Genomic DNA, 23,963 nt, shown 5'->3' on the forward strand with positions numbered 1-23,963 from the left:
GGTTTTGTCCTTTCCGAAGAAAGTGATAATCATTCGTCTAGGCCATAAATCGCTCTATGGCTCAAGCAACCTACCCGGTTCCAACGTGGGCCACGCCATAAGGAACCCTATTTGGTCTTGCTCCGAGTGGAGTTTACCTTGCAACCGACTATTACTAGCGGCCCGGTGCGCTCTTACCGCACCCTTTCACCCTTACCAATCCGAAAATTGGCGGTCTCCTCTCTGCTGCACTTGTCGTGGGCTCACGCCCCCCAGCCGTTAGCTGGCACTCTGCCCTATGGAGCCCGGACTTTCCTCCCCCTGATCATTTTCGTCACAGGCAGCGATCATCTTGGCTGACTCGGCGCGCAGTATACATGAGGCTAATACCAAGCGCAGTAAAATTTACTCTTTTTCTTCAATAATTGTTTTGTATAAAGCGTTTTTCTTCATTCCAAAGTATTCAGCAACAACGCCACAGGCTTTTTTCATTGGCATTTCGCTTTCAAGCAGTGCCAGCATTTTGCGCGCTTCAGGCGGAACATCGTCTATTTGCTTTGGTTTGCCCGGAAGCATAAGCACTATTTCGCCGCGCTGCTTGGTAGGATCATCAGTTAAAAACTGTTTAAGCTCACTTACACTACCATTAAAAAATGTTTCAAAGGTTTTGGTTAGCTCTTTAGCAAACACAACTTGCTGCTCATCACCTAGGGCTAGTGCTAAATCATCAAGGCTTGCCATAATACGGTGCGTACTTTCGTACATTATACTGGTGATACCTGAGTTAACAGCTTCGGTGAAAAAGTCTTGGCGAGCTTTGCTTTTGGCTGGCGTAAAACCAATAAACTGAAAGCGGTCGGTTGGTAAACCTGAACAACATACGGCTGTAATTGCAGCACATGCACCTGGAACAGGTGTAACATGAGCACCTTGTTCACGACATAGATTTACAACAGCGTAGCCTGGATCACTAATTAGTGGTGTACCAGCGTCAGATACTAAAGCAATATTTAAACCTTGATTAAGTTGATCAATAATTTGTTGTGCTTTTTGCTTTTCGTTGTGGTCGTGTAATGCAAACGTTTTTGCCTTAATTCCAAAGTGGCTAAGTAGCTTGCCGGTATGGCGAGTGTCTTCAGCAGCTATTAAGTCAACTTGCGATAATGTCGCAATGGCACGGTGACTTAAGTCGTCATAATTGCCAATTGGGGTGGCAACAATGTAAAGAGTGCCAATTTTCTGTGAATTCTCCTCATTTAACATTGAGGTCTCCTGCGTCAGTCAGTAATATAAGCAAATCGCGTTAACGTATTGGGAAATCATTGTGCGACTTAAACTAGTTAGTCTATTAATTATATTGTCAGGGTTATCGGCGTGTAGCACAACCGAAAAACCAACTAAAAACAGCGATAACGTAAGTAACCGCACTAATGCACTGCAAAATCAGGCAACCAGTGCGCAATCTATCTATCAATTGGCGCAAAACCGCCAAGGTGCCGATAAAATACAGTTATTGTATAGCGCCCGTGATGCAGCAATTAGTGAGCAAAACTGGCCTTTATTAGAGATAATTGGGAATGAGCTTGAATTAACCGCAAGTGTTGATCAAATCCAGAACCGCCTTTATATTGCATTTGCACAAAAACAACAGAATAAAAATGATCAAGCTTTGGTTATTTTACAGTCGCTAGACGGACAACTGACTCAACCTGAGCATTTTGCTTGGCATCAGTTTTTAACGGCCAGCATTTACGCATCGCAAAATTTTCCTAAAAAAGCTGCACCCTACTTTTTTAGAGCCTCTGAAACAGCAACAAAAAATAATATAGAAATCCCTCAACTTAATCAAAATTTGTGGGATAACTTAAAGCAACTTTCTTCTTACGCGCTTGAACGCTTTAACCGTGGTTCGGTTATTCAGCAAGGGTGGGCTAACCTAGCGTTATATCATCAAGTATATGCTAGTAGTGGCGTAGAGTTAGATCAAGCGATCAACAATTGGCGCAGACGCTATATTGGGCATCCGGCTTTTACTGTATTACCTGAACAAGATGAAATGCTTACTGAACTTGCTCCTATCAATATAGAGCGCTTAGTTGTGTTATTTCCACAATCGGGCCCTAACGAACGTTTAGGTGATGCCCTTAAAGCTGGCGTATTAGCTGCACTTGATACGCAAAATATCAACGACACTATTTTTATTGATGAAAACCTAAGTACAGAAGAAATTGCAGCGCAACTTGAAGAAATAAAGCCTGACTTTGTAATTGGTCCTCTACTTAAAGCAAATATTGATAAACTTGCCAATGCACAAACTCTTATTGATACTCCGGTACTACATTTAAACACCTTTGATGGTGAGCGAATTTCGCTTCAGCATTATTACTTTGCACTAAACCCTGAGCACGAAGTACAACAAGCCTTAGAACACTTTTTAACTAAGGGCTATCAAAAACCTATGTTGCTTGCACCAAATAACGCAAATGGCCAACGCTTGGTTGATTACTTTAACTTACAGTGGCAACGCTATAGCGAAACCAAGCCGCAAATAGGTTTTTATAACGATAAAAAAGATATGCCTAATACAATTACCAGCTTGTTAGAAGTTGATAAATCAAAAGAGCGCATAAAAACGATTAAAGCACTATTTAAACAGGAAGTAGAAAACGAAACCCGTTCGCGTAGTGATATAGACGTTATTTATATTTTGGGTGATGCAATAGAAACACGCTTAATTAAACCCTACCTCGATGTAAACGTAAGTACATTTGCAGATCGTATTCCACTTTATGCCAGCTCTAAAAGTCATAGTAAACAAATTGACAGTACTGACAAAGGCGACTTAGACGGCCTATACTTCACTGAATTGCCGTGGATGCTCGATTCGCAAATTAAACAACATAACTTACGCCAGCAGTATGATTCGTTATGGCCAGAGCAAGTAGATATTAGCCAGCGCTTATTTGCAATGGCGTACGATGCTGTATCAATATTACATGACATCAGGCAGTTAAGCGTAATGCCAGGCAATCAATATAGTGGTTTAAGCGGTAAGTTATCTGTTAATACTAGCGGCCATATAGAACGCATGCTCGACTGGGCTCAATATACAAACCGTCGCATTAAGCCTGTGCAATTAGAAACACAACGCCCTGTACCTTTGTTTATGCAATCAGCGGGTGACATACAAACTATCAATTAAACTTAATTAAGGGGGCGGCATGTCGTGGTTTAAAGAGCTGTGGCACAATAGTCGCGAAAAAGGCCAGTATTATGAGCTTGAAGCGCAAAAATACTTAGTTACTCAAGGGCTAACACCCATTGAGCGTAATTATTACTGCCCCTTTGGTGAGCTTGATGTCATTATGAAAGAAGGCGGTACCCTTGTATTCGTTGAGGTTAAGTTTCGCAAAAATAATGCTCGTGGCGGTGCCAACTATGCGCTTAGTCCACAAAAACAAGCTCGATTAAAACGTAGTATTTATCATTACTTAGCAGCTAAAAATTTAACTAACCAAGCTCTAAGAATTGATTATGTAGCCATTACAGGAGAAGCATCTCCTAATATTAATTGGCTTAAAAATGTATTTTAAACGCAAATACAAAGATAAATTATTGGTAGGCTATGCAAGACACAATTAAAGAAATTTTTACAGAAAGCATTCAAGTTCAAATCGCTGCTGGTGAAGTGCTACCTAGTGCGCTTGAGTCAGCTGCATTTACTATTGCACAAAGTCTGATCAACGGAAATAAACTCATTTGCTGCGGTACTGCAAATTGCCACATGCTCGCTCAGCATATGGCGGGTGTGTTGGTTAATCATTATGAAACCGAACGTCCCTGCTTACCTGCAATTGCTCTATCGCAAGAAAACGTTAATCTGGGGCAAAGTACTCAAGTAGACGATCACGATACATTTGCTCGCCAAGTCCGCGCTTTTGCCCAACAAGGTGATTTATTGCTTGTACTGGCTATAAACGGTAACGAAAAGCATGTTATTTCTGCCGTGGAAGCTGCACTAACTAAAGATATGAAGGTCATAGTTATGGTTGGTGATGATGGTGGCGAGTTGGTAGGCCTACTTGGCCCTAACGATGTTGAAATTAGATCGCCATCTAAACGCCCTAGCCGCATTATCGAATCTCATTTAGTTAACTTACATTGTTTAAGCGAACTTGTTGATTTAACGCTTTTCCCTCAGGATGAAAATTATGTTTAAACGCTCTCTTATTGTTTTAGGTACTGTTGTATTACTGCAAGGCTGCGCAGCCGCTGTTGTTGCAGGTACAGCCAGTGCAGTAACTGCAGCGAACGACCGCCGTACTATTGGCTCTCAAATTGACGATAACAATATTGAAATAAAAGCCAGTATTGCACTTAGCGAAGTAGAACGTCTTGAAAAGTTTGCCAATATAAGCGCTGTAAGCGTTAACGGTATTGTTTTACTTGTTGGCCAAGTATCTAACGAAGAAATGAGAAACGAAGCGCAGCGCACCATTGAGGGCGTTTCAGGTATTCGTAAAATACATAACCAAATTCGTATTGGCTCAAATACTGGCATTACTACACAAACTCACGACTCTTGGCTAACTTCTAAAGTCAAAGCCCAGCTACTAACAGCAAAAGACATTAGCAGTAATAACATTAAAGTAGTGACAGAAAATGCTGAAGTTTTTTTAATGGGCTTAGTATCTGACTCTGAGTCAACTCAAGCTGTAAATATTGCCCGCAATGTTTCTGGCGTAGAGCGTGTAATTAAAGTATTTGAATACTTGTAAACACAAAATACAGACATAAAAAAACCGCTTATTCAGCGGTTTTTTTTGGCATTTACTTATTATTTAATAACGCGTAAATGAGAGCCTTTTTTCTTCTCAGGCTTTTCTGGTGGTGTTTCATCAATAAACTCAGCTGATGAATCAACACTTTCAAGCTCTGGCACAAAATCGTCTTCGTCCTCTAAAAACTCATCTGCGGTAAAGACTGTTCCTTCGCCATTTTCACGCGCGTATATTGCAAGCACAGCACCTAGAGGTACATACACTTGCATTGGCTGACCACCAAAGCGCGCACTGAAGCTAAGTTGGGTTAAGTCTAACGAAAACTGTGTGACCGCTGATGGACTTATGTTTAAAACAATTTGTCCGTCTTGAACAAATTGTGTTGGCACTTGTACATTTGCAAATCCAGCGTCTACCACTAAATGCGGTGTACACTCGTTATCGACTATCCAATCAAAAAAAGCACGTAATAAATAAGGACGATTAGGCGTCATTATAAACGGATCTCACGCTCAGCTTCAGTTAAAGAGGCTTGGAATGACTCACGTTCAAATAAACGGATCATGTACTCTTTAAGCTCTTTAGAACCTGCACCATTAAGCTCAATACCAAACTCTGGTAAACGCCATAATAGTGGAGCTAAATAACAGTCTACTAAGCTAAACTCTTCACTCATAAAGTAAGGTGCTTCGCTAAAAATAGGTGCTACAGCAAGCAATGCTTCTGTTAGCTCTTTACGAGCTTGAGCAGCGTCTGACGTGTTGTTACTGATTTTGTCAGCTAGGCTGTACCAATCAGTATCAATACGATGCATCATTAAGCGGCTACGACCACGCATTACCGGGTAAACAGGCATTAGTGGAGGATGAGGAAAACGTTCATCAAGGTATTCCATGATGATGTTTGCCTGGTATAAACCAAGCTCACGGTCAATCAGTGTTGGCACTGTACCGTAAGGGTTAATTTCGTGAAGTGCTTCTGGCAAGTTATCTTTTTCAGCCAAATGAATATCTACACTTACACCTTTTTCCGCAAGTACAATACGTACTTGGTGGCTATACATACAGTTAGCACCAGAAAAAAGGGTCATTACAGGGCGCTTATTGGCAGCTACGGCCATGCCTATACCTCCATTAAATAACTAAAACAGCAAAAGGGGCTTAAGCCCCTATTGCAAAATTACCTTTAAAAATGTTCAACCTAATGAACATCTCTCCAGTATTCTTTCTTAAGCATAAATGCCAAGATAAACAGGATAATTAAAAATCCTATTACCTTAATACCTAGCGCTTCCGATTCAAGACGTGAAGGTTCACCCACGTACTCAAGGAAATTTGTTAAATCACGAGCCGCTTGGTCGTATTCATCTATGCTTAATTCGCCCGTACCATCTGTTTCAGTAGCAATAACTTTAGTCACAGTGTGACCATGCTCTTGTACTTCTTTAGTGATAGGTGTTGGTAAACCTTGTAGTTCTTGAAGAACGTGAGGCATACCTACCGATGGGAAAACAATGTTGTTAACCCCAAACGGACGAGATTCATCTTTATAAAACGATTTTAAGTACGTGTAAATATAATCTGGTGATTTTACACGAGCAATTAGAGTTAAATCCGGCGGAGCCGCACCAAACCATTTTGCTGCATCGTCTTTTGTAATCGCGTTAGTAATATGACTACCTACTTTAGAGCCGTCAAAAATCAACTGCTCTAAACCAACCTCTGTTGGGATACCGATATCACGAAAAGTACGTTCATAACGTTGATACTGCATTTGGTGACAACCAAGACAGTAGTTCATGAACAACTTTGCACCGCGTTGTAAAGATGGTTGATCAGTAAGGTCGTTGTTCGCTTCCATTAAAGGAACCGATGGACCCGCTGCCATAACCATGTTCGGCAACAAGTTTACTGATAAAGCAAATAAACCAATAATAAGCTTCTTCATCATTTCGTTAACCTCTCTGGCAATGGCTTAGTTTTTTCGTTCTTACTGTATACAAACAACAGTACGAAGAACATAAAGTAAGTCACAGTACAGATTTGAGAAATAATCGTTTTCATATCAGTTTGTGGAGTTGCACCCACCCAACCTAGAAGAACGAAAGTTACAACAAAACCTGCAATGTTCCATTTATGGAAACCACAACGGTAACGAACCGATTTAACTCTACCACGGTCTACCCAAGGTAGTAACGCAAGTACCACAATCGATGCACCCATCGCCGCAACACCGATTAACTTATCAGGGATTGCACGTAAGATTGCATAGAATGGCGTAAAGTACCAAACCGGGAAAATATGCTCAGGTGTTTTAAGTGGGTTAGCTGCCTCGAAGTTTGGACCTTCTAAAAAGAAGCCATTCATCGCTGGCATAAAGAACACAACCCAACAGAACAATATTAAGAAACCAACCACACCCACAATATCTTTAACTGTGTAGTAAGGGTGGAATGGTATCGCATCAACAATATCTTTCTTGTCAGTGTAATACTCATGAAATTTAAATTTAGGCTTATCTTCTTCAGCTACTGAGCCTTTCTTACGTTTAATCTCAATACCTTCAGGGTTATTTGAACCCACTTCATGTAGAGCAACAATGTGTAAGAAAACTAAGATTACGATAACCAATGGTAGTGCAATTACATGTAATGCAAAGAAGCGGTTAAGCGTTGCACCTGATATTACATAGTCACCACGGATCCAAAGTGTTAAGTCATCACCAATAACCGGAATAGCCCCGAATAAGGAGATGATTACCTGTGCACCCCAGAACGACATTTGCCCCCATGGTAATAAATACCCCATGAATGCTTCAGCCATTAGCGCTAAGAAAATAAACATACCAAATAACCACAGTAACTCACGTGGTTTTTGATAAGAACCGTAGATCATGCCACGGAACATATGCATATATACAACGATGAAAAACGCTGATGCACCGGTTGAGTGCAAGTAACGTAATAACCAGCCATATTCTACATCACGCATGATGTATTCTACTGAAGCGAATGCGCCTTCAGAAGACGGAACAAAGTTCATCGTTAACCAAATACCTGTTAGGATTTGGTTTACTAGTACCAACATGGCTAATGAGCCAAAAAAGTACCAGAAGTTAAAGTTTTTAGGTGCTGGATACTGTGCAATATGCATGTTCCAAACACGTGTCATTGGGATACGGTCGTCTATCCAACCAATAATCTTACCAAACATTAGGCTGCCCCTTTTTCTTCGCCCACTAAAATAGTGGTCTCATCAAGAAAAGTATAAGGTGGTATCTCTAAGTTTAATGGAGCAGGTACCGATTGAAATACACGGCCAGCCATATCAAATTTAGAACCATGACATGGGCAATAGAAGCCATCATCGGTTCCTTCAACTTTCTCACTAAAGTTACCTTGGAAAAAGCCAGGTGAACACCCTAAATGCGTACAAATACCTACAGCCAGAAAGATTTCTGGACGTAATGAACGGTAATCATTTGTTGATGATTCTAATTGTTGTGGCTCTTGCGAATGCGGATCACGAAGTTGACCTTCATGTTCTTTCATTTGCTCAAGCATTTTTGGGGTCCGTGATACAACCCATACAGGTTTACCACGCCACTCGACACGTATTAATTGTCCCGGTTCAAGTTTGCTGATATCTACTTCTACAGGCGCACCCGCAGATTTAGCTCGCTCACTTGGATTCCAAGACGCAATAAAAGGAACAGCAGCCCCAGCCGCACCAACACCACCTACAACAGAGGTAGCTATGGTTAAAAAGCGACGTCGGCCATTGTCTACAGGCGCATTGCTCATCCACTTATCTCCACTATGATTCTCAACACTTGCTATATTGAGAACATCAGTTACAGCAGGTTAATTATTCGAATTTTTAAAATAGAAGCGATCATAATTAAAACCCTTGATTAAAACAAGGTTATTCAAAGCCCTATGCTCGAATAAAACTAACTTGATCAAAATTTGATTAAGTAGGTTCGAGAATAAAGCCGAACGACTATAATAACGCTTCTGTAAAAACAATATACTGACCAAGATCAACACCACTAAGAGGAAACAGTAAAAACTGTACATAGTGCGGTTAAACTCACTCATTTTACTTCAATGCCAATTGTAGCAAAAAATTCCACCAATTAACTGATGGATTTAAACTAATTACGATAATTATTTAACTTTTTTGCAGCTATCTGAGTGTTTTTTAACTTTCGTTTGATTAATACGCAGTTATTAATCAATTTGATCATCATTAATTACTGCAATCACCCAGTATCACCGTCGATATAAATAACTTTATATTAAGTTGCAAATGTAAACATTTTGATTTGAAAACAAAAAACCCAGCATAAGCTGGGTTTTTGAATTCTTGATAACGTATAGATTAACGTTTTGAGAACTGTGGACGCTTACGCGCTTTCTTAAGACCCACTTTCTTACGTTCAACTTTACGTGCATCACGTGTAACAAAACCTGCTTTACGAAGTTGTGAACGTAATGATTCGTCAAACTCCATAAGTGCACGAGTGATACCATGACGGATAGCACCAGCTTGACCAGTTGTACCACCACCAGAAACGGTGATGTAAAGGTCAAATTTTTCAGTCATATCAACTAGCTCAAGAGCTTGATGAACAACCATGCGTGCTGTTTCGCGACCAAAATACTCTTCTAGAGAGCGTTTGTTGATTACGATGTTACCAGTGCCTGGGCGTAAGAATACGCGAGCACTTGAACTTTTACGACGACCTGTACCGTAGTATTGATTTGCCATGATGGTGCTCCTTAAATGTCTAGAACCTGAGGCTGTTGTGCAGCATGGTTGTGCTCAGTACCTGTGTAAACTTTAAGTTTACGGTACATAGCGCGGCCTAAAGGACCACGTGGCAACATGCCCTTAACAGCCTTCTCGATGATCATTTCAGGCTTTGCAGCTTGAAGTTTATCAAAAGTAGTAGACTTAAGACCACCTGGAAAACCAGAGTGTGAATAGTACACTTTGTTTTTGAATTTGTTACCAGTTACAGTAACTTTTTCAGCGTTGATAACGATGATATAATCACCAGTATCTACGTGCGGTGTATATTCAACTTTATGCTTACCGCGTAGGCGATGAGCGATTTCAGTAGCGATGCGACCTAAAGTTTTACCTTCAGCGTCAACTACGTACCAGTCACGTTTTACTGTTTCTGGTTTAGCAACAAACGTTTTCATTTATAAAAATCCAATGTTTTTCAATTAAAACCACAAGTAGTTAATATTAACTACTGCTCTAAGTTTGCTATAACCCCTTCGAGTTTTAGACTTTTGCGCCGCTCACAAGTGGCTAGACTATATGAGGGCATAGAACGCAACGTGGCAGACGCGGGAGTATACCAGCACTTAAAACACATTGCTACTCGCCGGTTGTTTTTTCCACAAGAAATTTTAGAAATAAGAAGTACTATATATGCACCTCTTATTTTTAATGGCTAACCTATTACACTTTTACCTACTAATTTAAACCAAATGCTCTCTAGCTAAATACTCTAGAGACTGCATTTCTTGCAAACGGCTTATACAGCGCTTAAATTCAAAGTTTAAATTACCTTGGGTATAAAGTTCGGTAATAGGTTTTTCAGCCGATATAATTAAAGTTACATGGCGCTCGTAAAATTCATCCACTAAAGCAATAAAGCGTCTAGCGGCATCATCATTAGTTTGCCCAAGCTGTTTTACGTTAGAAATAATCACCGTATTATATAAGCGACTAATCTCCATGTAATCAACCTGACTACGCGCTGTTTCGCATAATTCACTAAACTCAAACATCACCACGCATTTAGCTACTTTTCGCGTTTTGATTAAACGACCTTCTATCTCTATCGGCTCATCTAATTGTCCAGGCTCTGACGATAGCTTATCGAAGTATTCAAATAAGTTTTTATCCGCTTCTTTATCTAACGGACTATGAAAAATTTCGGCTTGCTCTAAAGTGCGTAACCGGTAATCAATACCTGAGTCTACATTAACTATTTCTGTATTGAGCTTAACCAGTTCTATAGCAGGGACAAAGCGGGCACGCTGCAAGCCATTTCTGTAAAGCTCATCAGGCACTATATTAGATGTAGCAACAAGTACTATACCCCGTGCAAATAGCGCTTCCATTAAGCCACCTAGCAACATAGCATCGGTAATGTCTTGAACAAAAAACTCATCAAAACAAATTATGTCTGTTTCAGCTTTGAAAGTGTCAGCTATTTTTTCTAATGGATTAGCCGTATTGTTTAGTTTTTTAAGCTCATTATGCACTCGGTGCATAAATCGATGAAAGTGCACGCGCATTTTACGTTTGCCCGGTAGTGATTCGTAAAAAGTGTCAACTAAATAAGTTTTACCACGCCCTACTCCACCCCAAAAGTACAAACCTTTTATAGGCGCAGGTTCATTTTTACTAAATAACTTAGCAAAAAAACCTTTTTGTTTTGGCTTTGCCTGAGTTAGGTCATCGTATAGACGTTGTAAATGGCGCACAGCATTTTCTTGTGCTGCGTCGTGTACAAAGTCATCTCGCTTTAAGTCTTGTTGGTATGTTTGCCAAGGAGTCATATCTATTTACAGTTAAAACACAGTTTAATTTGCAAAGCATATTAACACGCATCATAACTCGGGGTATATTACACTTAGTATGATTTATAATTGAATCGGCATTCGTTAGTTATTTTCCCAAAGGGGTAGTTTTTATGGGCACAGTTATGTGGGTAGGTTTAATTGTTATTGCTGCTGTTGTAGCATTTTTTATTGGCGCATTTGTTACTAAAAAACAATTCAAACAAGATGAATTAAAAGAGCAGGCAGAGCAAGCTGAAAATGCGTTAGAGCAGTATCGTCAAGATGTAGCTGATCATTTAGCGAATACTGGCAAGCTCGTAAATAAAATGAAAGAAAACTATGATCAACTGCTTAGTCACGTTGAAGAAACAAACCAACTTCTTCTAGAAGATAGAAATAAAGCACCAGCAGAACCTTATTTTTCTAAAGAAACAACAGAACAACTACAAGCGTCTTTAAAAGAACGTCGTTCAGATCGTTCTTCAGCCGCAGCGCAACCAGCTGATTATGTATCGGGTGAATCTGGTTTATTTGCTGGTCAAAATAAAGTTTCAGAACATTCTAAAGTATCTTGATGAACTTTTTTTAGACCCCATAGTCTTTAGATATAACAGCTTTGTTGTTTTATCTTAATAAACCAAAAAGGGCTGCTTTTAAAGTAGCCCTTTTTGTTTTTGCTTTATCTTAAGTGGAGTTACCCCTGACTATGAAAATGAAATTATCACTTATCAGCGCAGCTATTTTATCTACAAGCTTATTAATGAGCCCTGTAGCGTCTTATGCAAAAATGCCAATTGCAGTAAATGGTCAACAACTACCCACTCTTGCCCCCATGCTAGAGAAAATATCTCCTGGTGTTGTAAGTATCCAAGTTTCAGGCTCTAAAGAAGTACGCCGCCGCGCAGATCCTCTCGAATATTTTTTTGGACAGCAACAGCCTCGCAGTCAAAAACGCCAATTTAGTGGATTAGGTTCTGGGGTCATTATTGATGCTGATGAGGGCTATGTAGTGACTAATAACCACGTAATCCAAGACGCCGAAAAAATGGTAGTTACTCTCGAAGATGGCCGTGAATTTGAAGCAACTAAAATTGGTACTGACACAGAATCAGACATCGCTCTTTTACAAATAGACGCTGATGACTTAACCGAAATCAAACTCGCTAACTCAGATAATTTACGAGTGGGCGACTTTGCGGTTGCTATTGGTAACCCATTTGGCCTTAGCCACACAGTTACATCAGGTATTGTTAGTGCCCTTGGTCGAAGTGGTTTAAACATTGAGGGCTACGAAGATTTCATTCAAACCGACGCAGCTATTAACCAGGGTAATTCTGGCGGTGCCTTAGTTAACCTCAATGGTGAGTTGATTGGTATTAATACCGCTATTTTAGGTGCTTCTGGCGGCAACGTGGGTATTGGTTTTGCGATTCCATCTAATATGATGAAAAATCTAGTCGATCAAATTATTGAACATGGTGAAGTGCGTCGAGGCTCGTTAGGCATTTCTGGTCGTCCACTTGATGCTGGACTTGCAAAAGCACAGCAACTTGATGTCAAACAAGGTGCTTATGTAATGCAAGTAATGGACGACACTGCCGCCAGTAAGGCTGGAATTGAAGCTGGTGACGTTATTGTTAGCATAAACGGTGGCGACATTAGCGGCTTCCATGAACTACGCAGCAAAATTGCTACGCTAGGTGAAGGCCGTGAGATAAAACTAGGCATTTACCGCGATGGTAAAATTAAAACAGTGAAAGTAACTCTTGATGGTGCATCAGGTGTTACAGCGACCGGTGAAGAGCTGCATCCTGCATTCCAAGGCGCGACACTTGAAAATGTACAAAAAAACAGTAATAAAGGTGTTGAGGTTACTTCTGTAGATCCTCGCTCACCGTCTGCCCGTGTTGGCCTTGAAGAAGGCGATATTATTATGCAAGTGAATCGTCAACGAGTTGAAACGATTCGCGACATGAATAAAATCATCGACAGTACAAAAGGTAATATAGTACTTGGCGTGCAACGTGGTCGTGAGTCTATATTTATTTTAATTCAGTAATAAATAGCACTATTAATGTAATAAAAATAACAGTGGCACTTGCCGCTGTTATTTTTTTTATGTCATCATAAAGAGATTGCTCACTTACATAATAAGAAAATCGTGCTGAAACTAATAAAATTTATTCTTCCCCCTTTATTTGCAGGCCTAAGTATTGCTTTTTTAGTGGTTTTTTTCAGCCCTAATATGCGAGCGGCCTTACTGCCAAATGTTCCCCTACCAAGCGCAATGAGTTCGAGTCACTTGAGTTTTTCTGATGCAGTTAAACGAGCAGCGCCTTCTGTGGTTACTATTTTTTCAGAAAGTATTTCCAAAGAACCTCGTTATAAAAGAAAAAACACGGTACAAGAGCTAGGCTCTGGCGTCATCATGTCGCAAGACGGTTATATTCTTACCAACTACCATGTTGTTAATAATGCAGATCAAATTATGGTTATTCTAACCGATGGCAGACGCTTTTTTGATGTACAGCTAATTGGTTTTGATACTATTACTGATCTAGCCTTACTTAAAATAAACGCAGATCACCTCCCGGTAATTCCTGTAAATGATAGCTATGTATCCAGTGTAGGCGATGTTGTACTTGCCATAGGTAACCCGCTTAATTTAGGCCAAACAATCACGCAAGGCATTATTAGCGCAACGGGTAAGCAAAAAATTACAGACAGTCCGTACAATAACTTATTGCAAATGGATGCGGCTATTAATGTGGGCAACTCTGGCGGCGCATTAGTTAACTCCAATGGTGATTTAGTCGGCATTACTTCTGCGCAGTTTAAAACGCGTGAGAACTTGAATATTCAAGGAATATTCTTTGCGGTTCCTTACTCACTTGCTAAAAAAGTAATGGGTAAGCTCATTCGTCATGGTCGTGTTGTGCGCGGCTATTTAGGCTTTGAAGGCACAGCAGTAGATAGTACCGGCAAGGAAGTAAACGACAGCCTAACCCCAGTTACTGGCATGCGTATTACTAATTTAGACCCTTTGGGACCAGCATGGCAAGCGGGTATTGAAGAGCAAGATATTGTTATTAAAATTGCAGGGCTTTCGGTAGCAAATCCACAAAAAGTGCTGGAAGAAATAGGTAATACAGAACCAGGTAAAGAAATAGAATTTGAGCTTTACCGGAATGGTAAAATAGAAAAAATCATGGTGGTGGTAGCTGAGCTTGAAACAAAGCTTTAATAAAAAATAATACCAACTTTCATAAATCGTCAATAAAAAGGTCGGATAGCAATTTGCGTATCCGACCTTTTTAAAATAGCTTAGCTAGTTAAATATCTACTTAACTACTTCGACGTTTAATATTTGCACCCAACGCACTTAGCTTATCTTCAATGCGCTGATAGCCTCTATCAACGTGATAAATACGGTCAACAACCGTTTCACCCTGTGCCACTATACCCGTTAAGATTAAGCTAGCTGAAGCGCGTAGGTCGGTTGCCATCACTTGCGCGCCCGTTAGGCTCTCAGTCTCACCACAAATTGCGGTATGCCCTTCTAAACGAATATTAGCGCCCATACGCTGCAACTCAGGTACATGCATAAAACGGTTTTCAAAAATCGTTTCTGTAATAGTCGCACTACCATTCGCTACTACATTTAATGCTGTAAACTGAGCTTGCATATCCGTAGGGAAACCTGGGTGTGGAGCTGTTTTAATATTTACGGCTCTCAGTTCTCGGCCGCGCATATCAAGATAAATACTGTCGTTATGTACTTCTAAGTGTGCATTTGTTGCACGTAGCTTTTCAATCACAGGCTCAAGAGAATGAAAGTCAGTGTTTTTACAAAGTACTTCACCGCCTGCCATTGCTGCAGCGACTAAAAATGTACCTGTTTCTATTCTATCGGGTAAAATGCTGTGCTCACATCCTGCTAAACGCTCAACGCCTTCAACTTCAATGCGGCTAGTGCCTGCACCCGTAATTTTAGCGCCCATAGCAATTAAGCAGTTAGCTAAATCAATTATTTCGGGCTCACGTGCAGCATTATCAAGTATGGTTTTACCATCAGCGAGGGCAGCTGCCATCAATAGGTTTTCGGTAGCGCCTACGCTTACCATTTCCATAAAGATTTCAGCGCCTTTTAAGCGACCGTTTACCTTGGCATTAATATAACCATTTTCAACGTTTATTTGTGCGCCCATGCGCTCCAAACCTTGAATATGTATATCAACAGGGCGAGCACCAATAGCACACCCACCAGGTAAAGACACTTGAGCTTCACCAAAACGAGCAACTAAAGGGCCTAATGCAAGTACAGAGGCACGCATTTGCTTAACTAAGTCGTATGGCGCTAATGTTTTATTAACCGTTGCGCCGTCAATCACTAGCGTATCGCCGTGCCAATTAACATCAGCGCCTAGAGTTTTTAATAAGGCTTCTGTGGTCACTATATCGCGAAGGCGCGGTACATTAGTAAATGTACTTTTTCCATCAGCTAATAATGAAGCAAACAAAATAGGAAGTGCGGCATTTTTAGCGCCAGAAATAGTCACTTCACCAGCAAGTGAAGTACCACCTTGAATTACAAATTGATCCATTAAGAGGCCCTATTTATTGCGGTAAAATAAATTTTTGTTCACGCTTCCACTCTACAGGAGTAAATGCACGAATAGATACTGCGTGAATTGTGCCATCTGAAATTGTATTCATTAATGGGCCATAAACTAGCTGCTGCTTTTTAACTCGGCTTAAACCGTCAAAGCATTCACCTACTGCAACAACTTCATAATGACTACCATTGGCTTTTACATGTACTTCAGCTAATTGAAGTTCTTCGCGTAATAATGTTTCGACTTGGCTAGTTTCCATAACTCTCACTCAAATAGGGTTGTAACCTGACCCAATTGCATTAAATTTTGCAATTGCTCAGGTAGGTTTTGCAATTCAAGGCGAATGCCTTGCTGCTTTAATTCTGCAAAAGAGTGAATTAACCAAGCTAAGCCCGCTGTGTCAACCCTAGATACACCACTTAGGTCGAAATAGATGATTTTATGCTTGGTTAATAGCTTGTTGTTCAGAAGCTGTTCATCGCCAATTGAATTTCGAGTAAGCTCACCGTTTACTCGAAAATGTTGTCCATCAACTTGGCTTATTGCCAATTTAGTCATTCGAGTTACTGCCTCTAAACTGAACTGGTAGCTGACTCTTTTGCTCTAAAAGGTTACTTACATTATCAATACCTTGCTGACGCAAAATACCTTGTAGCTCACTTTGTTTTGCATCTAGTAAACTAATACCTTCAGCAATCATATCGTACGCGCGCCATTCACCGTCACGGTCTTCGCGTACTTTAAAATCGATTCTGATATCAGGTTTACCATCTTCAATAATTTTAGTTTTAACGACAACGACATCTTTGCCTTTAAATGCTTGTTCTGCACCAAACTCAACTTTTTGGTTTGTATATTGAGTGAATACACCTGCATAAGTAGCAACTAAATACTCTCTAAAAACACCAATAAAGCGTTGAATTTCTTTAATTGCTTTGGCTTTTTCAGCTTCGTCGGTAATTGCACGTACTTTAGATACTTCACTACCTAGTACGCGAAGTGCTGCATATTTGTAGTCGATATAAGGCATTAATTCTTCTTCAACGATTACGCGAAGATGCTCTTGATTTTTAACAATTAATGGCTGATCTTTTTTAATACGTGCAAATGTATTATCGGCAACTTGGCGTACCATTTTATTTGGATCAACCAATTTAACATCTGCTGCACTTACGCTTTGAGTTAGCGTCATTGTGCCAATTGCTACAATAGCTAAAAACTTTTTCAACATAATAATTACTCACTACCTTGGTTGAATAAAAACTGCCCGATTAATTCTTCAAGTACAATGGCAGACTTAGTATCAGTAATTGAATCGCCATCACCTAGTGCTTTACTTTCCACACCAAACAAATCGTCAATTGCTTCATCTTGCTTGTTCTCAGTCACTGTTTCGCCTAAACAACGTTGCTTAGCCGAATCTGGAGAAATTACAGGGTGAATACCTAAGTACTGCTCGCCTAAAATACCCGAGGTTAAAATAGAGATTGAACTCGTGTCTGAAAAACGACATAAGTACTGTGCATCAATAGTCATATTAACGACTGGTAAAAATTCTTGTGGGTGAACATAAATTGATTCAACACGACCAATTACAACACCACCTACTTTTACCGGTGCACGCGCTTTTAACGAGCCAATGTTTTCAAACTTGGCATTAAGCGTATATGTTTCGCCAGAGCCACTAATACCTGAATTGGCAACTTTAAGTGCGAGCATCGCAAAAGCTAAAATGCCAAGCGCTACAAAAAAACCAACTAAAATTTCTAATTTCCGTGAATTCATTATCTATACCCTATTAGCTGGTAAACATTACCGCTGTCAAAATAAAGTCAAAACCTAAAACTGCTAATGACGAATGAACAACCGTTTCGGTGGTTGCTTTGCTGATCCCTTCTGAGGTCGGCACACAGTCATATCCTTTATAAAGCGCAATCCAGGTCACCACTATGGCAAATACAAAACTCTTAATAATACCGTTTAGTATGTCTTGCTGAAACGACACTTGTGATTGCATGATTGACCAAAAACTACCTGTATCAACCCCCAGCCAATCTACACCCACTAAATGAGCGCCTATGATTGCTACGGCTGAAAATATCAATGCAAGCAATGGCATGCTTATAAAACCCGCCCAAAAGCGCGGTGCAATAATACGTTTTAGCGGATCGATTGCCATCATTTCAAGTGATGAAAGTTGCTCTGTTGCTTTCATTAAGCCAATTTCAGCAGTCAATGCGCTACCTGCGCGTCCTGCAAACAGTAATGCAGTAACAACCGGGCCCAGTTCTCGCAATAAACTCAGTGCCACTAACGGCCCTAAACTATCCTCAGCGCCATAACCAACTAATACGGTGTAACCTTGTAGAGCCAACACCATGCCGATAAACAAACCCGACACCATAATAATCAGCAACGATTGCGAACCGACCATATAAAGTTGGCGAACAAGTAACGGTGTGCCTTTTTTAAAATTAGGAACATGCGCAAGCGCACTAAATAGCATATAAGCCGAACGGCCAAGAGCCGCAAAACGTCCTAGCGTTTTATGCCCTAGCTTTTGAAATAAATCCAACATTATGCTTTTTCTCCAAGCAGTTCATCTGCATAAGCTTGAGCCGGAAAATGAAATGGTACTGGACCATCCGACAAGCCTTTTAAAAACTGTTGAACTAAAGGAGATTCATGATTGCGCATTTCATCAGGAGTACCACAACCAATTACACCTTGATCGGCGATAATTATAACGTGTTCGGCAATACTCATTACCTCTGTCACATCGTGTGTAACAATTAAAGACGATAAACCCAATACTTCGTTAAGCGACTTAATTAGCTTAACCAATACGCCCATCGAAATAGGATCTTGTCCTGCAAATGGTTCATCGTACATGATTAGCTCTGGATCAAGTGCTATAGCGCGCGCAAGTGCAGCACGTCTTGCCATACCGCCCGATAACTCAGAGGGCATTAAATCTTTAGCGCCACGTAGCCCAACCGCTTGCAATTTCATTAATACAACTAATCGGATAAGGTCTTCACTTAGCTTTGTGTGCTCTCTTATAGGAAACGCAATATTGTCAAATACCGACATATCAGTAAACAGCGCACCACTTTGAAAAAGCATGCTCATTTTAGTACGTGCTTCGTATAACTCTTTACGAGACATTTTAGGAATGCTGCCACCTTCAAATAAAATATCACCTGAATCTGGTTTAAGCTGACCACCAATTAAACGCAACATAGTGGTTTTGCCAATTCCGCTTGGCCCCATGATCGCAGTAATTTTACCTTTAGGAACGCTAAAACTCATATTTTTATATATAGTTCTATTGCCTCTCGAAAAGCTAACATCCTTGACTTCTACTATTGATTGCGACAAGTCGCTCTCCATAAAAATGTTCACTAGTGCACCTATTTTAAAGCTTTTTTGTCAAAGATGGAAAAAACAATTCGTAAGATTTTGTAATACACCCATGAAAAGGATTATAAGACTCGCTCAAAACAGCTTAACCCCGGCTTAAATTTTTAAATTAGCTGTTTAAAAGCAGCATTGTTACGTAGTTGACCTTACTCTTTTATTTATACTTTCATCTTGGCTTTTGTTACTATTCGCGCCATCCGTATTTTGTATAACTGGCTTAACACAATGGTTACCTCGTTTGTTATTTTAATTCTTGGTTTTGCAGCTCTTGTTTGGAGTGCAGACAGGTTTGTTTATGGCGCTGCGGCTCTTGCTAAAAACTTTGGTGTACCTACACTTATTGTTGGTTTAACCGTGGTAGCTATGGGCTCTTCAGCACCCGAAATGATGGTTTCAGCCTCTGCCGCTCTGGCTAACAAAACCGACACAGCGGTTGGCAATGCTGTTGGCTCTAATATTACAAACATTTTACTTGTGTTAGGTATCACTGCTCTATTTCGCCCTCTTTCAGTTTCATCAAGTACATTAAAACGTGAAATGCCATTAGTGATGCTCGTATCTTTAGCTACTTGGTATGTGTTCTCAGATAACTACTTTTCATTTAATGAAGGTGTTGCACTTTTGGTTGGCTTTATCGTATTCATCGGTGGGTTAATTATTGTATCTATGCGTGCAAAAAACCAAGATGATCCATTTGTGTCAGAAGCCTGCGACGATGTACCAAACGATGTACCTACGAAAAAAGCGGTATTTTGGTTAGTTGTCGGCATGATACTCCTACCTGTTAGTTCTCATTTTTTAATAGGTTCGGCTGTCGATATTGCTAAATACTTCGGCTTAAGCGACTTAGTCATTGGCTTAACAATTATTGCTATCGGTACTAGTTTGCCTGAACTTGCCGCTTCGGTTGCAGGTGTACTTAAAAATGAAGATGATTTAGCACTAGGTAATATTGTTGGCTCAAACATATTTAATATTCTAGCGGTATTACCACTTGCCGGTATTATTAACCCTTCAGCCATTGATCCATCATTAGTAAGCCGAGACGTATTAATTATGATTGGCGCAACACTTGCTCTTATTATTATGTCATTGAACTTTAGAGGTACCCAACGTATCAATAGAGTAGAAGGCGGCTTATTGCTAATAGCGTTTTTGGGTTACCAAGGGTATATTTTTAGTCAAGTAGGGTAAATGATGGCAACGCTAAATTTTATTGAACAAGGCCTTCGCGTTTTAGATGTTGAGCGCCAAGCACTTAGTGATATTGCACAATATGTAGATGAAAATTTTCATAACGCGTGCCAATTAATGTACGACTGCGAAGGCCGTATTATTGTCATTGGTATGGGTAAATCAGGTCATATTGGCAATAAAATAGCGGCAACCCTTGCAAGCACTGGCAGTCCAGCATTTTTTGTTCACCCTGGTGAAGCAAGTCATGGTGATTTAGGGATGATCACTAAAAATGACGTGGTTATGCTTATTTCTAATTCAGGGGAGACCAGCGAAGTTTTAAATATCATTCCGGTTTTAAAACGACTTGGTGCCAAAATGATATCGATGACTGGCAATACGCAATCAACCATGGCGACCCTTGCTAATGTACATGTGTGTATTAAAGTAGAAAAAGAAGCCTGTTCATTGGGTCTAGCTCCTACATCAAGTACCACTGCAACGCTTGCGATGGGCGATGCCATGGCAGTTGCATTATTAGAAGCTCGCGGGTTTACAGCTGATGACTTCGCGCTATCTCACCCAGGTGGTAGTTTAGGCAAGCGCTTATTACTTACTTTAAAAGATGTTATGCACAGCGGCGCAAATACACCTATTATTAGCGTTTCACAAACAGTTAAAGACGCCCTTATTGAAATGTCTGCTAAAGGTTTAGGTATGACAGCCATTGTTGATGAAAATCAGCAGCTCGTGGGATTATTTACCGATGGCGATTTGCGTCGTATTTTAGAACAAAGAATTGATATTCATACAACACAAATAGATGTTGTTATGACTAAGTCATGTACTACGGCTACACAAGATATTTTAGCCGCTGAAGCGCTTAATATTATGGAACACAAACGTATAAATGGCTTAATCGTCGTCAATGAGAAAAACCAACCTATTGGCGCATTAAACATGCAAGACCTATTAAAAGCAGGAGTATTATAAATGCAATTTGAAGAACTCTATCAACCGCTGAGCGATGATGCAAAAGCACGCGCTAAAAAAGTAAAGCTACTTATATGCGATATTGATGGTGTATTTTCTGATGGCCGTATTTATCTTGGTAATCAAGGTGAAGAGCTAAAAGCATTTAATACAAAAGATGGTTTTGGCATTAAAGCGCTTATAAACAGTGGCTTTGAAGTGGCTGTAATTACTGGTCGTCATTCACAAATAGTGCAACAACGTATGAGCAGCTTAACCGTACAGCATATTTATCAAGGCCAAGAAAATAAGCTCATTGCCTATCAAGAATTAAAAGACAAACTCAACCTTAGCGATGAACAAATTGCTTATATCGGTGATGATGGTCCTGACATGCCCGTTATGGAATTAGTCGGCTTTGCTGTTGCAGTAAATGATGCCCATCCACTTATTAAACGTTTATCACACTATGTAACGCAAATGCCTGGCGGCTTTGGTGCAGTAAGAGAGCTCACCGACTTACTTATGCTTGAAAATGGTAAAGCATTGACTACACAAGGCACTAGTTCATGAATGCAGCGCGCATAATATTAAGCGTTTTATTCATTAGCTGTATGGTTTGGCTTTGGTACCCTTATTTTACACAAACAAATATTGTGCCTCAGACTGAGCCTGAAGTTATTGCCAAGCCTGATTACATAGCCATAGAACTCAAACAAACAGCCTATGACGAACAAGGTAAAATTAGCCACAAAGTCACTGCGGCTAAAATGGAGCTATATCAACAATTAGGTTTTACGTTTTTTGAAAAACCTATTTTTACTTTATATAACGAAAAGCAAACGTGGCAAATAAATGCAGACGAAGCAACATTATACGAAGACAAACAATTAATTTTAGAAGGCAATGTGGTTGCCAAAAACTTAACCGATAACGCCATGATAGACAAAATCAATGCTGATAATATTCAGGTAGATATAAAGCTATTAACAATGCGTTCGGAGCAACCCGTTATCATCACTGGACCCAATTTAAAAATCACTGGTAAAGGCCTAGAAGCCGACTTAAAAACCGAAGTGATAAAACTAATTAACCATACGCGAACCATATATTATGACCAATAAAATATTAAAATCACTTATTATTCCTACACTTATACTAGCATTTAATAGTAGTGCTGCAGAGCAAAACACGCAACCGACTGCAAATCAAATTTCAATAAGCGCCGATAAGCAAGAAGGTCAATTAAAAGCTAATGTCGGAATTTTTGAGAAAAACGTTGAAATTATTCACGGTAACCGCCGTATCACAGCCGACCGCTTAGAAGTACATAAACGCGATGAACTTGGTGATAATAAACAATTATTAATTGCTACAGGTAGCCCTGCGCACTTTGAAGAAAAGCAATCAGATGGCACGACTATGAGCGCCAGTGCTGACGAAGTACGTTATGATGTATCTAAGCGTTTTTTAACGCTTGTTGGTAATGCACAAGTATCGCAAGCGGGACAAAAAATAAATGCTAAAAGCATTACCTACGATATAGAGCAGCAGCTAATCAGTGCCGAAAAAGATGAAAACTCAACTGACCGCGTTCACACAATTTTAGTGCCAATCGAGACTAAAAAAAGTAAAAAAAGCGACAAAGGTCAACCATGAGCACATTAAAAGCAGAGCTATTAGCAAAGAGCTATAAAGGCCGTGAAGTTGTAAAAAACGTCGGCCTTGAAGTCAAAGCTGGCAGTATTGTTGGCTTACTTGGCCCTAACGGCGCAGGTAAAACCACCACGTTTTATATGATAGTAGGACTTGTACCTAGCGACAAAGGTAAAATATCGATAGACGATAACGATATTACTCTTTTACCTATGCATAGTCGTGCTAGATTAGGCATTGGCTACTTACCGCAAGAGTCTTCAATATTCAGAAAGCTGACTGTTTATCAAAACTTAATGGCCATTTTAGAAACGCGCAAAGAGTTAAATAAACAAGCTAGAGAAGACACTCTCGATAAATTATTAGATGAATTTAGCATACAACACATTCGTGATAGCCAAGGTATGGCGTTGTCGGGTGGCGAACGTCGTCGTGTGGAAATAGCACGTGCGCTGGCAGCAGATCCTAAATTTATATTACTGGATGAACCATTTGCAGGTGTTGACCCGATTTCGGTATTAGATATAAAGAAAATAATAGAACATCTTAAAAATCGTGGGATTGGTGTATTAATTACCGATCATAACGTAAGAGAAACCCTTGATGTTTGTGAAAAAGCCTACATTGTTTCTCATGGGGAGCTGATTGCATCAGGTACTCCAGAACACGTATTAAATGATAAAACAGTACGCGATGTTTACTTAGGCGAGCAATTTAGGCTGTAACATTTACGCCATGTCTTTAAGCATCTGCTAGTATTAATTATAACAA

29 protein-coding genes and 1 other RNA gene are annotated in these 23,963 nt (G+C 40.0%); 13 read left to right on the forward strand and 17 right to left on the reverse strand.

All coding sequences use genetic code 11. The features are described 5' to 3' along the window. An RNA gene (gene rnpB, locus CXF76_RS10425) (RNase P RNA component class A) lies at positions 1 to 343 on the reverse strand; the annotation flags it as partial. Between the two features lie 41 nt (positions 344 to 384). Beyond that, a complete protein-coding gene (gene rsmI, locus CXF76_RS10430) occupies positions 385 to 1,242 on the reverse strand; it encodes a 16S rRNA (cytidine(1402)-2'-O)-methyltransferase (RefSeq protein ID WP_010554279.1) in 858 nt (285 codons plus the stop codon). A gap of 61 nt (positions 1,243 to 1,303) precedes the next feature. Between rsmI and CXF76_RS10435 the strand changes: the two genes are divergently transcribed. From CXF76_RS10435 to dolP, 4 genes are read left to right on the forward strand one after another with little or no spacing between them, the layout of a single operon-like run. After that, on the forward strand, positions 1,304 to 3,181 hold the full coding sequence (locus tag CXF76_RS10435) for a penicillin-binding protein activator (RefSeq protein WP_101163626.1): 1,878 nt from the start codon (positions 1,304 to 1,306) through the stop codon (positions 3,179 to 3,181). Positions 3,182 to 3,200: 19 nt separating this feature from the next. Beyond that, positions 3,201 to 3,572, forward strand: a complete 372-nt coding sequence (locus CXF76_RS10440; protein ID WP_101163627.1) for a YraN family protein — start codon at positions 3,201 to 3,203, stop codon at positions 3,570 to 3,572. A gap of 32 nt (positions 3,573 to 3,604) precedes the next feature. Beyond that, positions 3,605 to 4,198, forward strand: coding sequence for an SIS domain-containing protein (locus CXF76_RS10445; RefSeq protein WP_002957968.1), 594 nt, complete (start codon positions 3,605 to 3,607; stop codon positions 4,196 to 4,198). After that, positions 4,191 to 4,757 (forward strand): division/outer membrane stress-associated lipid-binding lipoprotein, encoded by a 567-nt coding sequence (dolP, locus tag CXF76_RS10450; RefSeq protein WP_007582867.1) that lies wholly within the window; start codon positions 4,191 to 4,193, stop codon positions 4,755 to 4,757. The genes CXF76_RS10445 and dolP overlap by 8 nt, the downstream gene beginning before the upstream one ends. A gap of 59 nt (positions 4,758 to 4,816) precedes the next feature. On the opposite strand, the gene CXF76_RS10455 is transcribed toward dolP, so the two are convergent. From CXF76_RS10455 to zapE, 8 genes are all read right to left on the reverse strand, one after another. Continuing rightward, entirely contained in the window at positions 4,817 to 5,254 is a 438-nt protein-coding gene (locus tag CXF76_RS10455; protein ID WP_007580339.1) for a ClpXP protease specificity-enhancing factor, read from the reverse strand. Further along, positions 5,254 to 5,880 carry a stringent starvation protein SspA gene (gene sspA, locus CXF76_RS10460; RefSeq protein WP_002957965.1) on the reverse strand — a complete coding sequence of 209 codons (627 nt, stop codon included), beginning with the start codon at positions 5,878 to 5,880 and terminating at the stop codon, positions 5,254 to 5,256. Before sspA ends, CXF76_RS10455 begins: the two co-directional genes overlap by 1 nt. Positions 5,881 to 5,960: 80 nt before the next feature. Continuing rightward, positions 5,961 to 6,710, reverse strand: a complete 750-nt coding sequence (locus CXF76_RS10465) for a cytochrome c1 (protein WP_007580337.1) — start codon at positions 6,708 to 6,710, stop codon at positions 5,961 to 5,963. After that, positions 6,707 to 7,972 (reverse strand): cytochrome b, encoded by a 1,266-nt coding sequence (locus CXF76_RS10470; protein ID WP_007580335.1) that lies wholly within the window; start codon positions 7,970 to 7,972, stop codon positions 6,707 to 6,709. Before CXF76_RS10470 ends, CXF76_RS10465 begins: the two co-directional genes overlap by 4 nt. After that, complete coding sequence (petA, locus tag CXF76_RS10475) at positions 7,972 to 8,562, reverse strand: ubiquinol-cytochrome c reductase iron-sulfur subunit (RefSeq protein ID WP_007580333.1); 591 nt, start codon at positions 8,560 to 8,562, stop codon at positions 7,972 to 7,974. The genes CXF76_RS10470 and petA overlap by 1 nt, the downstream gene beginning before the upstream one ends. A gap of 580 nt (positions 8,563 to 9,142) precedes the next feature. After that, a complete protein-coding gene (rpsI, locus tag CXF76_RS10480; protein ID WP_024590200.1) occupies positions 9,143 to 9,535 on the reverse strand; it encodes a 30S ribosomal protein S9 in 393 nt (130 codons plus the stop codon). 8 nt (positions 9,536 to 9,543) lie between these two features. Beyond that, positions 9,544 to 9,972, reverse strand: a complete 429-nt coding sequence (gene rplM, locus CXF76_RS10485; RefSeq protein WP_007378318.1) for a 50S ribosomal protein L13 — start codon at positions 9,970 to 9,972, stop codon at positions 9,544 to 9,546. Between the two features lie 285 nt (positions 9,973 to 10,257). Next, positions 10,258 to 11,346: a cell division protein ZapE gene (gene zapE / locus CXF76_RS10490; RefSeq protein WP_101163628.1), complete on the reverse strand. Its 1,089-nt coding sequence runs from the start codon at positions 11,344 to 11,346 to the stop codon at positions 10,258 to 10,260. 134 nt (positions 11,347 to 11,480) lie between these two features. On the opposite strand from zapE, the gene CXF76_RS10495 reads away from it, so the two are divergent. The 3 genes from CXF76_RS10495 (at position 11,481) to CXF76_RS10505 (ending at position 14,593) form a co-directional block, all read left to right on the forward strand. Beyond that, positions 11,481 to 11,924, forward strand: coding sequence for a YhcB family protein (locus tag CXF76_RS10495; RefSeq protein WP_007580324.1), 444 nt, complete (start codon positions 11,481 to 11,483; stop codon positions 11,922 to 11,924). A gap of 131 nt (positions 11,925 to 12,055) precedes the next feature. Continuing rightward, on the forward strand, positions 12,056 to 13,408 hold the full coding sequence (locus CXF76_RS10500; RefSeq protein WP_010554276.1) for a Do family serine endopeptidase: 1,353 nt from the start codon (positions 12,056 to 12,058) through the stop codon (positions 13,406 to 13,408). A gap of 102 nt (positions 13,409 to 13,510) precedes the next feature. Further along, entirely contained in the window at positions 13,511 to 14,593 is a 1,083-nt protein-coding gene (locus tag CXF76_RS10505) for a trypsin-like peptidase domain-containing protein (protein WP_007580320.1), read from the forward strand. Between the two features lie 100 nt (positions 14,594 to 14,693). Here the strand turns inward: CXF76_RS10505 and murA are convergent, their stop codons facing one another. From murA to CXF76_RS10540, 7 genes are read right to left on the reverse strand one after another with little or no spacing between them, the layout of a single operon-like run. Then, complete coding sequence (gene murA, locus CXF76_RS10510) at positions 14,694 to 15,953, reverse strand: UDP-N-acetylglucosamine 1-carboxyvinyltransferase (protein ID WP_007580318.1); 1,260 nt, start codon at positions 15,951 to 15,953, stop codon at positions 14,694 to 14,696. 13 nt (positions 15,954 to 15,966) lie between these two features. Continuing rightward, positions 15,967 to 16,224, reverse strand: a complete 258-nt coding sequence (locus CXF76_RS10515) for a BolA family protein (RefSeq protein ID WP_002957953.1) — start codon at positions 16,222 to 16,224, stop codon at positions 15,967 to 15,969. 5 nt (positions 16,225 to 16,229) lie between these two features. After that, complete coding sequence (locus tag CXF76_RS10520; protein WP_010554274.1) at positions 16,230 to 16,523, reverse strand: STAS domain-containing protein; 294 nt, start codon at positions 16,521 to 16,523, stop codon at positions 16,230 to 16,232. Beyond that, positions 16,516 to 17,196 (reverse strand): MlaC/ttg2D family ABC transporter substrate-binding protein, encoded by a 681-nt coding sequence (locus CXF76_RS10525; protein ID WP_101163629.1) that lies wholly within the window; start codon positions 17,194 to 17,196, stop codon positions 16,516 to 16,518. The genes CXF76_RS10520 and CXF76_RS10525 overlap by 8 nt, the downstream gene beginning before the upstream one ends. 5 nt (positions 17,197 to 17,201) lie before the next feature. Beyond that, positions 17,202 to 17,750: an outer membrane lipid asymmetry maintenance protein MlaD gene (gene mlaD, locus CXF76_RS10530; protein WP_002957950.1), complete on the reverse strand. Its 549-nt coding sequence runs from the start codon at positions 17,748 to 17,750 to the stop codon at positions 17,202 to 17,204. A 13-nt stretch (positions 17,751 to 17,763) separates the two neighbouring features. Then, positions 17,764 to 18,543 (reverse strand): lipid asymmetry maintenance ABC transporter permease subunit MlaE, encoded by a 780-nt coding sequence (gene mlaE, locus CXF76_RS10535; protein WP_002957949.1) that lies wholly within the window; start codon positions 18,541 to 18,543, stop codon positions 17,764 to 17,766. Further along, positions 18,543 to 19,358 (reverse strand): ATP-binding cassette domain-containing protein, encoded by an 816-nt coding sequence (locus CXF76_RS10540; protein WP_101163663.1) that lies wholly within the window; start codon positions 19,356 to 19,358, stop codon positions 18,543 to 18,545. Before CXF76_RS10540 ends, mlaE begins: the two co-directional genes overlap by 1 nt. A 255-nt stretch (positions 19,359 to 19,613) precedes the next feature. On the opposite strand from CXF76_RS10540, the gene CXF76_RS10545 reads away from it, so the two are divergent. The 6 genes from CXF76_RS10545 to lptB are packed head-to-tail and all read left to right on the forward strand — an operon-like array spanning position 19,614 to position 23,917. Beyond that, complete coding sequence (locus CXF76_RS10545; RefSeq protein WP_024607453.1) at positions 19,614 to 20,582, forward strand: calcium/sodium antiporter; 969 nt, start codon at positions 19,614 to 19,616, stop codon at positions 20,580 to 20,582. Positions 20,583 to 20,585: 3 nt separating this feature from the next. Continuing rightward, a complete protein-coding gene (locus CXF76_RS10550) occupies positions 20,586 to 21,557 on the forward strand; it encodes a KpsF/GutQ family sugar-phosphate isomerase (protein ID WP_024607452.1) in 972 nt (323 codons plus the stop codon). Then, positions 21,558 to 22,109 (forward strand): 3-deoxy-manno-octulosonate-8-phosphatase KdsC, encoded by a 552-nt coding sequence (gene kdsC / locus CXF76_RS10555; RefSeq protein WP_007580311.1) that lies wholly within the window; start codon positions 21,558 to 21,560, stop codon positions 22,107 to 22,109. Continuing rightward, positions 22,106 to 22,660: an LPS export ABC transporter periplasmic protein LptC gene (gene lptC, locus CXF76_RS10560; protein WP_007580308.1), complete on the forward strand. Its 555-nt coding sequence runs from the start codon at positions 22,106 to 22,108 to the stop codon at positions 22,658 to 22,660. Before kdsC ends, lptC begins: the two co-directional genes overlap by 4 nt. Next, on the forward strand, positions 22,650 to 23,195 hold the full coding sequence (gene lptA / locus CXF76_RS10565) for a lipopolysaccharide transport periplasmic protein LptA (RefSeq protein WP_007580307.1): 546 nt from the start codon (positions 22,650 to 22,652) through the stop codon (positions 23,193 to 23,195). Before lptC ends, lptA begins: the two co-directional genes overlap by 11 nt. After that, positions 23,192 to 23,917, forward strand: a complete 726-nt coding sequence (gene lptB, locus CXF76_RS10570; protein WP_007580304.1) for an LPS export ABC transporter ATP-binding protein — start codon at positions 23,192 to 23,194, stop codon at positions 23,915 to 23,917. The genes lptA and lptB overlap by 4 nt, the downstream gene beginning before the upstream one ends. The last annotated feature ends 46 nt before the right edge of the window (positions 23,918 to 23,963 follow it).

Origin of the sequence: Pseudoalteromonas sp. 78C3, assembly GCF_002836695.1 — a bacterium.
Taxonomy (GTDB): Bacteria; Pseudomonadota; Gammaproteobacteria; order Enterobacterales; family Alteromonadaceae; genus Pseudoalteromonas; species Pseudoalteromonas arctica.